Below are 13786 nucleotides of genomic sequence, written 5' to 3' on the forward strand. Positions count from 1 at the left end.
CCTAAATTGTAAATATATTTTCATCTTTAAAACCTGCAGCTTTTAATATCTCAAAAGTATTCAATTTTGCACTGTCATCTTCAAAACCGATATCTTGAAAAGCTACAACTATTTCAGAATCTTCATCTTTATTAAAAATTGATTCATAGTCACGAATATACTCGGCTATTGTTTCATCAATATTATTTCCAATAACAACGAACATCGCACCATTTGCAATAATAAAAATTGAAGTATCTGTAAAGGTTACTTTTTCGCTCGGAACAGTTAACTCAATTCCTTGCTTCAATAATAATTCATAAACAATATCATCATGAGTGCTTCCCTCTTCAAAATTATCAGTGAATAACGTAAGCTCGTCTTCTATATTGTCTTCATCAACATTCCATTTCTTAATATTTGATTTATCAAGTTTAAAGTACTTATAACCGATATCTAGTTTATTTTCTAGATCGGGATTTTCTTCGATAATTTTATTACCAGCTCGGTTAATTCTTTCAATTGCGATATCTGGAATTGTATTAAAGCCATCTTTATACGCTGAAGAGTCCTCATTTAATTTTTCGGGAAGTTGAACCATAATATATTTTCTCTGACCATTATCTTCTACATTCAAGTTCATCGTTGCATGAGCCGTTGTCCCAGATCCTGAGAAAAAATCTAATATAATGTCATCTTTACTGTTGTAAGTTACTGTATTTATTAAATATTCTATCAGACTAGTAGGTTTTGGAAATGAGAATATATTTTCTCCAAATAAAACTTCTATTTCTTTTCGACCTTTTTCATTTGTATTAACTTCATTTTCTTTCATTGATAATAAATCTGATGGGACCATCATTCGATCTCCTTTTCTAGCATACCTAGGAGAAAATTTATCACTTTTAACAATGATTTCAGTGCCATTAGATAGTTCATTTATTAAAGTCTCTTGAGACCATCGAAATTGCCCCTTTAAAATTAATTCATTTCTATTGACTGAGTCTTTTATCTCTACAGGTTGCACTAAATCTATCATTGAGTCATTAGACTTTTTATATACTCCATCAGATATATTAAAACTCACTGATTTAGGAGGGAATTTTAATATTGATACAGGATTACCACCATTATATAGTGGACTATCTCCTCCGCTCATTACTCCACCAAACAGCTTTTCACTCAAGGTATCTTTTTTATAACATAAAACATATTCAAATTTTCGACGAATAGTATGTGACAAACTTGGTGGATTCTGAGATTTATTCCATAAGAATGTACCAACAAAATTATTTTCACCAAAAATTTCATCGCACACTTTTTTTAAATTAACGTATTCATTATCGTCTATACTAAGAAAGATAACTCCATTATGTTTCAATAAATTTCTAGCTACTTTTAATCTAGGATAAATCATATTGAGCCAGTCACTATGAAATCGTCCACTAGATTCTTGATTGGTTGAGAGTTTGTATCCATCCTCATTCACTTGTCCGGTTTGATTTAAATAATTTTCTAAAATATCAGAAAATTTATCATTATAGACAAAATCATTACCAGTATTATATGGAGGGTCAATATAGATAACCTTAATCTTATTTGAATATGATTTTTGTAATAACTTGAGTACTTCTAGATTATCCCCTTCGATATACAAGTTTTCAGTAGTACCCCATTCTTTTGACTTATCCAAGACAGGCTTTAGCGTTCCATTAGTTGGAGTGTTCGCAATTCTCATGGCCTTAGACTTTCCATTCCATGTAAAAGTATACTTTTCGTTACTTTCATCCAAATCATCAGTAAGAATAGCTTTTAACTTTTCAAAATTAATTTGTTCTCCTTCAGTTACTGTATCTGGAAATAATTGTTTCAGTTTGTCAATAGAATCTTCTCTTAGATCTAAACTTTTACCATCTATTTTTTCCATAATTTCCTCCTGATTTTCTATAATTCTCTTATTAATTCTTCTAAATATCTATTTTCTTTTTCTAACTTTTGCATTAAAGGTATTTTACGGTTTAACTGCTTCTCTTTTTTAATTTTCCCTTTTAATCCTTTTATGTTTTTCTTTTGTTCTTCTATTTTAGTAGATAGTTCATTATCTACTTTTTCTACTTGCATGCCTGTTAAGCTTCGGATACGATTTGCATTAAGAACGTCGTTTATTGCTTGATAGTATATTTTTAAATTTAATGTTGGAAGTTCAGTATGCCGTAATTTTTTAATAAGTTTTACAAAACTTTGACCTTCTATCGTTCCAGATTGATTAGTATCTTGGATGTTTAAAAAACCACTTTTATTTAACTTATAATTACCTGTTAAGACAGTATATTGATTATTGACGTCTTTTACTATGCCGACCATGTGATAAGGCATAGTGGAAGCAATTGTTTTAAAAGCAAATTGAGGTCTAATAATCGTCCGTAATTCAATATAGATAAATAATAATTCCTCGAATGATTCAACATCATCTATCACGACTGGAATATTGATTCTACTTTCATTTAAAATTGAAAGTAAAGTTATTTTATCTAAATCATACTGTACGATTTGTCGTTCTTTTACCTTTTCTAGTTGGTTATACAGATCAACTTTAAAGATAGTTTGATTAACTATTGTTTTATCAGGGAATTCAAATAAATTGATTAGTTCCTTACTATCCATTCTAACTCTCCCTTATAATCAAAAATGAGATTAACTCTACTTCCTCTAGACTAATTTCTTCTTCCGATGTTGTTAAATGTGTTCCCCCAGGAGTAAAGAGAGACATGCGCCCAGTCTCTTCACGCTTACCTTTAATAGCTTCCAATGCTTTTGTTAGCAGTAGTGAATATTCAGTCATATTACTACCATCTTTTGTTTCTTTGTTGAAAGAATCTACAATATCCTGAAACACTTCTGTTTGGTTTTGTGTCAACATTTTAAAATAATGTAGAACATCTTTAGCTGATGTATGATTCACTTTAACAGACCCATCCATACGCATGTAAATCAGTAGGTATGGAAGTAAACTTGTATCTTTTGTTTCTAGTTTTAGATCTTTTTGTTTTAACACAAAGATTACACCTGGTTCTGCCTCTTCTAAGAGTGATTGTTTAGTGATTGCATACATGCCTTTAGGTGCTTCTAAAAGCTCTTTTTCATGAGTTTTAAGTGCATTTGTTAAATCTGCTTTATAATCGGTATAAGTAATATCTGTAATTGAAATAGCACCATTAATATCTTCTAAATCAGTTACTTCTTCTTGAAGTTGCTGTAGCTGGTTCTTACGGTATGACAAATCGTTCATCTCGTTATTTTTCTGGTTCAGTAAGTCTTCTTCTCCAGTTGCTGAAACATTTAACATGACCATTCGACTTCTCACACGATTCTCTAAGTTAATATACTCATCTAATTCCATATTAGGCCAGAAATTCACTAGTTGTATTTGCTTGTTTATAGAACCTATACGGTCAATTCGTCCAAATCTTTGAATTACTCGGACTGGATTCCAATGAATATCATAATTTATTAAATAATCACAATCTTGAAGATTTTGCCCTTCTGATAAAGTATCTGTTGCAATAAGAATATCAATTTCATCTGTCACTTCTGGAAAAATCTTCTCCCGATGTTTAGACCGAGGAGAGAAGTGGATTAGAATATCATTCATATCACTTACTTTAACTGATTTTAAGGTGGTTTTTTGATTCCCACCACCAGTAACTATTGCAGAATGTAAACCATACTTTTCTAAGATGTTTTCGGCTAAGTTATCGTATAGATAATTGGCGGTATCAGCAAAAGCAGTGAAGATAATAATTTTTTTGTTTCCAGGATTAAGTGGACTTTTGATTTTTTCTTGAATAAGTTGTTTTAACTTAACTAGTTTTCCATCATTATTGGGCTCAACCTGATAAGCCGAATAGTGGATTTCTTTGAGTATTTTTAAATCAAATGCTAAGTCATCACGCCATTTTCTTAAATCCATATCTCCTAATAGTACTTTGGTTTTTCCTCCAATTACATTCTCATCTTCAAATAGCTCAAAATCTTCATCATCTGTACCAATATCATTTAAACTTAATAAAGCTCTAGAGCTAACAGAATTCTTGTCAATCAATTCAATATAAGATTCTATCTTTTCAAGTACACGTCCTGTAGTTAATCTAAAAGAATCAATAGAACTTTCTAGACGTTTCAATAGATTTGACCGAATAAGACCTGTTAACGCTGTCTCTCGATCTGTTTGAGTAAATCTAGTTGCTCCACCTTTAACTTCCTGATCATACAATTCAGCATATTTTCCACGCATTTCAGGTTTTATGTAATGTATTGGTGTATAAACACTTAATGTTAACTCACTAATTCGTTGATTAACTTTTTTGATTTCAATAAATTCTCCATTTATATTAATATCTGGCTTCAAAGTTAGCGGCTTCAGCCTAGTTGGAAATGTCCCAATCTCTGATGCATCATAATATTTCTCAATATGTTTTCTACTTCTTGCAATTGTCAGCAAGTCTAATATCTTAAAATAATCTGCATTTACTTGTTTAAGAAAATTTCCAGTCGACCTTTGATCTGATTCTAACTTACTCCACTCATTAAAAACTTGTTGAGCTTTTCTCAACTCTAAATCAATATCTTCTACACCATAATTTTGTAAATGACGAGTATTTTCTTCGGTAATAAATGCAATCTGATTTTTCATATCTGTCATTCGGTTATTGACAGGAGTTGCTGATAACATAAGTACCTTCGTTTTTGATCCTGACTTTATAACATCATTCATCAATCTTTGATAACGTGTTGGATTATCACTTTTTGAAGGCTCATTATTCCTAAAATTATGTGATTCATCAATAACTACTAAATCGTAAGCATCCCATCTAACCGTTTGTAAATCAAGATCACCAGACTTTCCTTTGTAGCGACTTAAATCCGTATGATTTAGTACATCATATCCAAATCGATCTTCATTTAATTCATTTCTTTTATCATTTTGTGTATAGATTGTCCAGTTTTCTCTCAAACGCTTAGGTGCTAAAACAAGAACTCTATGGTTACGTGACTCATAATACTTTATCACTGCTAGAGCAGAAAAAGTCTTACCTAAACCTACACTATCAGCTAAAATCGCTCCATTATATTTTTCTAGTTTATTAATCAATCCAACAACACCATCTTTTTGAAATTCATACAACATATTCCAAACGATGGAATCTTTAAAATCTGATCCTTCTTTTATAATATTCTCTTCATCTAGTTCATCTAGTTGTTGATGAAAAATATGATAAAGAGATACAAGATAAATCCATTCAGGTGAGTTTTCTTTATATATGTTTTCTAATTGTTTAAGAACCTCTTTATTTGCATCGATCGCTTCTGTTTCATGATTCCATATCATATTAAAGTTGGTCAGCATTGCTTTAACCATATCTGTATTGCCCATCATTACTGGTGTATCATTCCAACGATTGGACTTTGTTAGGCCTAGCCCGTCTCCTGTTAACTCAAAGTCATTAGGGATCATTGCAGATTTTAGACTATCTTTCTCATTTTCTATAAAGAGTTGTTTATAAGAATACTTCTCAGGATTTAGTTTCTTAAAAGTAATATGATTTTTAATAATTGAAGCAGTTTGTTTTGCTATAAAAGAAGTGTTTAGTTGATTACGTAGTTTAATCTCATATTGGTTACCCAATACTTTTTCTTGTTTCTCAGCTAATTCAAATCTTCGTAAAAAACCAGTATCTGGTTTTTCAAAATACTGTTGACTTAATAAGACATTAAAAGATTTAGATTTACTAATTGCTTTTTGAATTGCATGAAGTGCATAAATTGAAAACCTAGGCGTTACAATATTAACATTGCTATTCTCATCAATAACGTCCTTAAGAAAGTTCTCAATTGTATTATCTCCAATGTTATCAATATGTTTAATTTCCATTTTGCTCACCATTCTTTATTAAGTATATTGGCACCACTAATTAATAGATGTATTTTTGATAAACGCTTTCATTTTAAAGAGTTTATCCAATATTTATTATTTTAGAAACAACTGCCAATCGATTTTTTCCACATTGCTGTTTTATTATCGTAGTATATTCATTATTTTTTATAATTTTATCTTGATTATTCTCGTAAACCATTGTTACATTTTCTTCTAACTCTTCATCTGACAATTTATCTACCCAATAGTCATCAACTATTTCATTAATTACAGCCGCTACTTCTCGTTGAGTACGATAAAACTTCTTCACTTCCACAGAATCACCTCTGTTTTATTAAATTCTTACTTTTATTATACTTTAGATACACTTAGTTATCCATTTCTTTTTAATATATCTAGAAAGTCATTAAAGAGAATTAATTTAACCATTCAATCACTTTTACCACTTCCTATAAAAATAATTTTTAATAGTATTTTATGATGAGCATTTAGAGGCGATTTCAGCTTATAACCAAGGTAATAGTACACTTCAAGGTCTCTTAATGCTTCTCTCAACACCCGCATTTAGGTCTTTATCTATGTGCATACTTCGTAAATTAAAAAACAATACACTCCTAGTACTGAACAAAAAGTCCAGAGTTTAGGAGTGTATTGTTTTACTAAAATTCTATTTAAAAATAATATTCATTCAACAACTTTAACAATTCAGTGTCATCTCTTAAACAAGCTAACTCCTTGCCTTCTTTTATCCCATTAATCAATGTAGTCAAGAATAATTCACCCATAGGCGTGTTATCTTGTATTGTTTTAAATGTCTGTATAGAGGCGATCTATTGAGAGCCCACTTGTTTTTTATTGCTGGAATCATAAACATCAATAATTCAATAAATCTTTTTAAATCTTGCTTAAATACGCCAGTTCAAAATGATGTTCAGGGAATGCATAGAACCAAAAGCCTCCGGCAGTTAGAGACGGCGCCAGTTCTTTATATGTAAATACCGCAGTCTGCTCATCTATGACTTCAATACCTGAAATTTTATCCGCTTCTCCGGCCCGGTATTCATCGTATCCGACAATAGAAGTGAATCCGTCTGTCGTGCCGCGTACACCTTCATAGTCAGGATGTCCAATAATTTCATATGATGCAATGTAATCTGTAATCTTCAATGGCTCCCCATCATGCCATGTCACACCATCCTGCACTGTAATGTTACTGTCTTATCTTCTTCATTCATGTCGTAATGAATAGCCCCTTCGTTCGTCGCCTGCTGGTCCTCATCGAAAGTGAATACAGATTCATCGAGATATGCGAGTACATCTGCTTCCGGTGCCAGCGTATAGAAAGCCCAATTGAATGTGCCGTCAAACGGTGTGTCGCTAGTATAACCGACATTCAGCGTACCTGTACCGCTCGGCTCAGCTTCGTTTGAAACCGTCTGCGGGAAATCTTCGTAATTGTAGACGTTGGAATCATCCGCCGCAGTTTCTTCCCCGCCTTCCTTATTTGTTTCAGCTTCTGCACTCTCTTCTTCCCCTTCTCCGTTAGCGCACGCTGCCATTACAAAAAGCAGGCTGGATAACGCCAACCCCTTCATCAACTTAGATCGTTTCATAAAATACATCCCCTTTATAAAATTATCTGACAATTATAAGTATATAATTACGGATATTAATGTAAGGGCTTTCATTATCAATTTGTGTAAATATACTAACTTTTTAACAACTCAGGTATAAGTATAAATCCATCTTTATCTGTGCCGAATTTTCTCGGCTCAGCCAGCTTTTCATGTATTAAATACAGTCCCAGTGCACATAATACAGCGTCCACTTTATCTTCCAGATGCTTGTGATGTTTACGGGTGATGGTTCTTTCATCGATAATTAATTTGTCACTGAATCCTGAGAAAATATTTTGCTGCTCAAACAATCCAATGCGTTCTGTCATCAGTTTCATCTGCCCAATCGTTTCTTCAAACGTCATTCCTTTTTTACGCTTATATTTAACCGGATAAATATCCGGGAACAGTCCGCTCACTATACCTGTCGGGAATGTTTCGATGATACTTGAATTCTGCTCATTCATACCGATCCTGATATTAGGAAGATGCTCGATTATTAAATTGCTCAGTACCTCTCCCCGAATTCCTTTATACGCTTTCGTCATAAACGTTCTGTTTGAGTTGAACGCAAACAGACGGTGTTCGTGAATTCGTCCCCGCTGCAGATCCCGTTCTGCCTGACGCGAACCTGTTTCATTATTTACAACGAGCGGTGCGTCTATTGCGATATGGAGAATTTCATCACTGTAAGTTTTAATAATATTTACGATATCTTTATCGCTGAACACGGCTGATTCCAGCACGAGTACTTCCCCGCTCTCATTTATTACACAAATGCCGCTTTCGTTTTTATATGTCCATGCAAGATCTATTCCGATAAACTTCATTTATATCACTCACTTCTGTATATCATTATTGATGCTGCTCCAAGTATATTATACTTGGCTTAACTTATTAATATAGGGGATGGTTAAAATGTCTGAAACGATGATTAATTCACTCACATCAGAATTGCCGCTCAAAAACATTCAATCTGTTACACCTTTCAATAAAGGATGGTCCAATGATCGTAAGTTTATCGTTGTAAGTGAAGATAAGAAGTATTTGCTTAGAGTGACTGATATTAAAAATAATCAGAAGTACTTGGAGCATGCAGACTTATTAAAGCAATCGAGGAAGAACAATATCCATACTCACAAGCTTGCTGCACAGGGTGAGTGTTTAAATGGTACTTATTACTTTTTGCTGCTGGACTGGATTGATGGCAATGATGCCAGTGATGTAATTAATAATTTCACTTTGTCAGAGCAGTATAACTTTGGCGTCAAAGCCGGAGAAATATTAGCTGAGATTCATAATTTTAAACCCGTCAGTAAAAGTACCGAATCATGGAGCACAAGGTATAACAGAAAAATTGATAAGAAAATAATAATGTATAATGACTGCGAATTAAAATACGATAAGGGTCATCTTTTAATGACTGTCATCAGTAAATACAGACACCTGATTGACAATAACAGAAATGTTCAGCATCACGGTGATTATCACATCGGCAATATGCTGATAGACAGTAATAATAAGCTGCATATTATTGATTTCGACCGTCATGATACCGGTGAAGCTTTTGAAGAATTCAACAGAATTACATGGTGTGCGAGTGCCAGCCCCGCTTTTGCCAGCGGCAGAATTGACGGTTACTTTAATTATGATGTACCCGCTGAGTTCTGGGAACTGCTGCAGTTGTATATTGCATCCAACATGCTGTCTTCGCTACCATGGGCAATTCGTTTTGGAGATAAAGAAATCAAAACGATGAGACGTTCGTATGCTGAAATTCTCGACTGGTATGATGATTTTGAACTGACAGTGCCGAAATGGTACAGAAAAAAGCACTGAAATCATCTGTTGATAATTTCAGTGCTTTTTATTTTATTCGTCCATACCTAAGTTTCTGCGCTTCATTCTGTTCTTTACAAACATCAGTATCGCGACCAGTACAGCCGCAGTCGTAATAATTCCTGCGATTGAATTTTGAGTCAATCCGCTCATCAGGAATCCTGCGCTTGCTGACATCGCAATAATCAGTGCATACGGCAGCTGTGTACGGATGTGTTCCATATGGTCAGCTGCAGATCCGGTGGATGACATAATACTCGTATCGGATATCGGTGAACAGTGGTCGCCGAATACCCCTCCGCTGATTGCCGCACCGATGACAAGTGCCAGTTCCAAGTCAAGTGCAATTCCCATTGGAATTGCGATTGGTATCATAATCGAGAATACTCCCCATGAGCTTCCGGATGCAAATGCAATCAGACCGCCCAGTATAAAGATAATTACTGGTACTAAGAACGCCGGCAAATAGCTTCCTGCGTAATGTGCAATGACATCGCCAAGCCCCATTTCTGTTGCGACTGTTCCGATAGACCATGCCATGACTAAAATAACCGGTACAATCATGACCTGCATAATGCCGTCTACATATCCGTTCAGCAGTTCTTCAAGCGGCTGGCCATAGCGCAGTTTCGCATAGAGCATTCCGCCAACTGAACCGAGGAAGAATCCTGTCGTAATAGCAAATATAATATCTGCATTTAAAAATGCACCTGCAAGTCCATTTGCGCCGATATCGCCGGTCCAGAATATAACTCCGAAAATCCCTGCAAACAGCAGTGCCAGCGGAATCAGGAAACTGAAAATATCCGCTTCAACCGCATCTGCATCACCAGTATCGTTAATCATTAACTTATCGTGCTCTCCGTATAATTTACCAGTTTTAATCGCACGCTGCTCTGCTTTGAACATCGGTCCGATATCAATTTTCATGTTAACGACCAGCAGCACGCCGACAATCGCAAAAATACCGTATAAGTGGAACGGTATCATCTGAATGAATAACGACCACGGGTTTTCTGATAAACTGAGCGCTGCCAGCTGTGTCGCAATCAGTCCTGTAATAAACGGTGCATACACACTGATGGGCGACATGGATGCCACCGGGCTGCCCATCGAATCGACGATGTACGCAAGTTTTACACGTGATATTTTTAATTTATCCGTAATGGGTCTCGTCACAGTTCCAAGTATCAATACGGGTTCTGTATAAGAAAACAAGAATGCGCTGCCCCAGACAAAGTTCTGCCCTTTTTGGCGCGTATTGACTTTCTTCGTCGCGAAATCGCCAAAGGCCTGGCCCGCTCCTGTCGTACGGAGCACGTTAATGAATCCGCCTGTAAAGACAACCAGCAGTATCAGTGAGGCATTCCACGGATCCGCAATTGACGGCACCATAATTTCATTAACTGTATATGTAAAACCTGAAACCGGATTCCACTCATTCATTACTGTTGCACCAAACCAGACGCCTAAAAATAATGCGACAACGGTCTGTTTAGTAAGAATGGCAATAATGATTGCCAAAAGCGGAGGTAAAAGCGATAAAAAACCGTACTCCATATGAACACACCTTCCGTATTTGTATTATTAACAACTTATTAATAATACAACAGTAGAGGACTGTTGAAAACAGCAAAAGGGTAAGACTCATGTCCTACCCTTTTATATTAATTTAAATTTTAATCTTCACCGTTTTGAATTCCGAACTGGTCTACGAGTTCTACAGTTCTTTCTTCACCCAGCATAAAGTCACCGCTTAACTGATACATGCTGACAATCATTTCATCATCTTCCACTTCGTAAATTGCGAAGTTCTGTGTAGATGAATCACGGTTGTTCGAGTGTGAATCATCAAATGCATCTGTGTCCTGCGGCTGGCCGCCAAAACCGAATAAGCTGTTGTAGTGATCCATGTTTTCCTGCGTCATCCAGTTAAGATCAGGTCTCACTTCGTGAAGGTGGTCAAGTCCTTTAGAGTATACATCGTCATACTCTTTAGTACCGCCTGTGTTCGGCAGTACATAAACTGTACCGTCCGGGTCCTCCATATACTCAACTCCGTTGTCTCCGACGAATGTTTCAACATCTTCAACTTCAGCGTTTGAGAAGTTCTCTTCTGTCGGTACATGCGTTAATGAGTGTGTTCTTGATATAACATGGTCATGCCCCTGCAGTGCCAGGTCGATATCCAGTTCATCGATTAATGCAGTCAGTTCCTCTCTGACTTTCTGGACATCTTCATCTTGCAATGAGTGATACGATTTAGAATACAATGGTTTGTGGTAGTTTAAAACAATCCACTCTGCACCGTTCGCACGTGCCTGTTCAACGTCTTCACGAATCCACTCCATCTGCTCTTCACCGATTGCTTTTCCTTCCGGGTTATCTTCGGATTCTTTGTTATCATTCGTGTTTAATGTAACAAAGTGCACGCCATTGTAATCGAATGAGTAGTAAGAACCGCCGTCGATTTTATTGTTTGCTGCCGGTACGTTCACGTGTTCGTTGAACTTCTCTGTCAGCGGGTCGTCGCCGTATTCAAGCGCATATTCATCGTGATTACCTGATGCGACTGCCATTGCCGTCTGCATGAAGTATGGTTGTGACTGGCCGAATAAGTCCACCCACTCATCTTCCACTTCAGCTGTTTCAACTACGTCACCTGTGTGCAGAACGAAATCTGCATCGCCTGCAGTTTCGAGTGCATTCATTAACGTGTTCGCACCGAATGCTGCTTCATTCCGTACGTTTTCGTTCCAGAAAGCATTCTGTGTATCTGTGTAGTGAACGAATTTAAATGGATCTCCCGCTTTTCCTGATGTTTTGAATGTTCCTGTTTCGCTGACTTTACCTGATTCACTGCCGACCTGGTAATAGTAATCCGTATTCGGCTCAAGGTCTGTCGCTTTTGCTTTATATGAATACTCCGTCACATCAGTAAGTTCGATATGTCCGTAATCTCCGGACATCCAGTCGTCACCGTGTGCCTGCTGGTCAGTATAGTATCCATTGAGTACAGGTTCACCATTTTCGTCTTCAACCGGCTCCCCTTCCGAGTTTTCTTTAACTTCAGCAAATATGTAATTTCCGTTTTTGTCACGTTCACCGTAACTTGAAGTGACTTCTGTCGCTTCCGCTTTAAATTCTAAAGTATCATCGAAGTTCCCTGATTTAGAAACCCATACTTTAGCATCTTCAAATAAATCAGTTGTATACCAGTTAAAAGCCATTTCCGTTTGAGTATTACCGTTTATTGTCGTGATAATACGGTTTGGCATGTTGTTTACAGGCACTGCCGCCACAGCAGGTTTCTCATCTGAAAGTATCGGAGAAAATTCTTCCTGTTCCGCTGTCTGTTCCACAGGTGCACTTGATTCCGTTCCATTTGGACTGCCTCCGCCTGCACCTGCGGCAACCGGGCTGAATACTGCTGATACTCCAAGTGCTGCTGCCATTAAACCAACTGACAGTTTTGTAAACAGCGGCCTGCTGCTCTGTAATTCGTCTTTCATAAATAAAAACCTCCTGTAATTTTGTCTCTCTTTGCTGCTGCCTTTCAAATCTTACAGAACGAATATTTATATTTGTTTAATATATTGTAAAGGTTGATTAATATTTTAACTCGGGTAATTTACATAAAAATAAACCGGAGCATTATACTCCGGTTTACTGTAATTTAATTATTATTCATGATGACTGTCGTTGTAATTACTGTTGTCGTTGCCATCAGGATGGCCGCTTCCATGTCTTCCACAGTTTTACTGACAGCTTTGCCGTATTCATTGTTCTCAATCAGTTCAATCAGTTTTTTCTCAGCTGCTTTTTTCCGTTCTTTGCCGAATACTTCGGCTGTTAAATCACACGTTTTTATTAAGCTGAGCAGCATCGCAATCTCAGGATCCGGTTCAGCGTTATTAAATACCACATCATTAACGTGTTTGCGGATGTCCTGTTCCGGACGTTCATCAACTGTCGGATAGACATTCGTATTGAAAAAGAAAAAGTATGTCTTATCTTCTTCTTTTAAAATCCCTTTATCCACGAGTGATAAATACACCGGATCATTAATCGCTTTCGTCTTGTCTGCAAAGTGATTAATCCAATGCTCGACTGTCCGTTCTTTATGATCTTCTTTAATTTCATCAATTACAGTATTGAAGTATGAAACTTCGGTTAATGTATCATCGGCAATGACAACTTTGCCTTCTTTTAATTCGATACGCCCCATCATCGCAAGCTCGGATAAAACAGATCCGACAAGTCCGTAATTCAGCGATGATGAAGCTGCGGATACAGCCGTGCCTTTCTCGTCATCCGTACCGAGTAATATAAGTGCTTCTGCTATTGTAAACATCCGGACACCTCCATAGTCTCTATTGTTAATACCATCAATGCCCGAAAGTTAAACAACCATTAA

At 36.2% G+C, this 13786-nt stretch carries 11 protein-coding genes; 1 reads left to right on the forward strand and 10 read right to left on the reverse strand.

Going from position 1 to position 13786, the window contains the following annotated elements; all coding sequences use genetic code 11:
* Nucleotide 1 precedes the first annotated feature (1 nt).
* The 7 genes from HNR41_RS05750 to HNR41_RS05780 all read right to left on the reverse strand — a co-directional run bounded on the left by HNR41_RS05750 (nucleotide 2) and on the right by HNR41_RS05780 (nucleotide 8360).
* The gene (locus HNR41_RS05750) at nucleotides 2–1906 is read right to left on the reverse strand and encodes a site-specific DNA-methyltransferase (RefSeq protein WP_184282590.1); all 1905 of its coding nucleotides are present in this window, start codon (nucleotides 1904–1906) and stop codon (nucleotides 2–4) included.
* A gap of 17 nt (nucleotides 1907–1923) precedes the next feature.
* On the reverse strand, nucleotides 1924–2643 hold the full coding sequence (locus HNR41_RS05755) for a DUF4391 domain-containing protein (RefSeq protein ID WP_184282592.1): 720 nt from the start codon (nucleotides 2641–2643) through the stop codon (nucleotides 1924–1926).
* 1 nt (nucleotide 2644) lies between these two features.
* Nucleotides 2645–5911, reverse strand: coding sequence for a helicase-related protein (locus HNR41_RS05760; RefSeq protein WP_184282594.1), 3267 nt, complete (start codon nucleotides 5909–5911; stop codon nucleotides 2645–2647).
* Between the two features lie 82 nt (nucleotides 5912–5993).
* On the reverse strand, nucleotides 5994–6230 hold the full coding sequence (locus HNR41_RS05765; RefSeq protein ID WP_184282595.1) for a TIGR04540 family protein: 237 nt from the start codon (nucleotides 6228–6230) through the stop codon (nucleotides 5994–5996).
* A gap of 578 nt (nucleotides 6231–6808) precedes the next feature.
* Entirely contained in the window at nucleotides 6809–7081 is a 273-nt protein-coding gene (locus HNR41_RS05770) for a hypothetical protein (protein WP_184282597.1), read from the reverse strand.
* Nucleotides 7082–7101: 20 nt separating this feature from the next.
* Entirely contained in the window at nucleotides 7102–7527 is a 426-nt protein-coding gene (locus tag HNR41_RS05775) for a hypothetical protein (protein WP_184282599.1), read from the reverse strand.
* A gap of 95 nt (nucleotides 7528–7622) precedes the next feature.
* Nucleotides 7623–8360 carry a DUF429 domain-containing protein gene (locus HNR41_RS05780; protein ID WP_184282602.1) on the reverse strand — a complete coding sequence of 246 codons (738 nt, stop codon included), beginning with the start codon at nucleotides 8358–8360 and terminating at the stop codon, nucleotides 7623–7625.
* Nucleotides 8361–8448: 88 nt separating this feature from the next.
* Here HNR41_RS05780 and HNR41_RS05785 point away from each other — a divergent pair, with 88 nt between their 5' ends.
* Nucleotides 8449–9369, forward strand: a complete 921-nt coding sequence (locus HNR41_RS05785; RefSeq protein ID WP_184282604.1) for an aminoglycoside phosphotransferase family protein — start codon at nucleotides 8449–8451, stop codon at nucleotides 9367–9369.
* Between the two features lie 33 nt (nucleotides 9370–9402).
* Here HNR41_RS05785 and HNR41_RS05790 read toward each other — a convergent pair whose 3' ends face one another.
* From HNR41_RS05790 to HNR41_RS05800, 3 genes are all read right to left on the reverse strand, one after another.
* A complete protein-coding gene (locus HNR41_RS05790) occupies nucleotides 9403–10929 on the reverse strand; it encodes a Na+/H+ antiporter NhaC family protein (RefSeq protein ID WP_184282606.1) in 1527 nt (508 codons plus the stop codon).
* 119 nt (nucleotides 10930–11048) lie between these two features.
* Complete coding sequence (locus HNR41_RS05795) at nucleotides 11049–12824, reverse strand: purple acid phosphatase family protein (protein WP_184282904.1); 1776 nt, start codon at nucleotides 12822–12824, stop codon at nucleotides 11049–11051.
* Nucleotides 12825–13045: 221 nt separating this feature from the next.
* Nucleotides 13046–13723 carry a GOLPH3/VPS74 family protein gene (locus tag HNR41_RS05800; protein WP_184282608.1) on the reverse strand — a complete coding sequence of 226 codons (678 nt, stop codon included), beginning with the start codon at nucleotides 13721–13723 and terminating at the stop codon, nucleotides 13046–13048.
* Between the last annotated feature and the right edge of the window lie 63 nt (nucleotides 13724–13786).

The organism is Jeotgalicoccus coquinae (assembly GCF_014207425.1).
GTDB classification, from domain to species: Bacteria; Bacillota; Bacilli; order Staphylococcales; family Salinicoccaceae; genus Jeotgalicoccus; species Jeotgalicoccus coquinae.

Bases quoted from the DNA above. Each gene is read 5' to 3' on its own strand.
- HNR41_RS05750 (WP_184282590.1), bottom strand. From the start codon at position 1,906: ATGGAAAAAATAGATGGTAAAAGTTTAGATCTAAGAGAAGATTCTATT.
- HNR41_RS05755 (WP_184282592.1), bottom strand. From the start codon at position 2,643: ATGGATAGTAAGGAACTAATCAATTTATTTGAATTCCCTGATAAAACA.
- HNR41_RS05760 (WP_184282594.1), bottom strand. From the start codon at position 5,911: ATGGAAATTAAACATATTGATAACATTGGAGATAATACAATTGAGAAC.
- HNR41_RS05775 (WP_184282599.1), bottom strand. From the start codon at position 7,527: ATGAAACGATCTAAGTTGATGAAGGGGTTGGCGTTATCCAGCCTGCTT.
- HNR41_RS05780 (WP_184282602.1), bottom strand. From the start codon at position 8,360: ATGAAGTTTATCGGAATAGATCTTGCATGGACATATAAAAACGAAAGC.
- HNR41_RS05785 (WP_184282604.1), top strand. From the start codon at position 8,449: ATGTCTGAAACGATGATTAATTCACTCACATCAGAATTGCCGCTCAAA.
- HNR41_RS05790 (WP_184282606.1), bottom strand. From the start codon at position 10,929: ATGGAGTACGGTTTTTTATCGCTTTTACCTCCGCTTTTGGCAATCATT.
- HNR41_RS05795 (WP_184282904.1), bottom strand. From the start codon at position 12,824: ATGGCAGCAGCACTTGGAGTATCAGCAGTATTCAGCCCGGTTGCCGCA.
- HNR41_RS05800 (WP_184282608.1), bottom strand. From the start codon at position 13,723: ATGTTTACAATAGCAGAAGCACTTATATTACTCGGTACGGATGACGAG.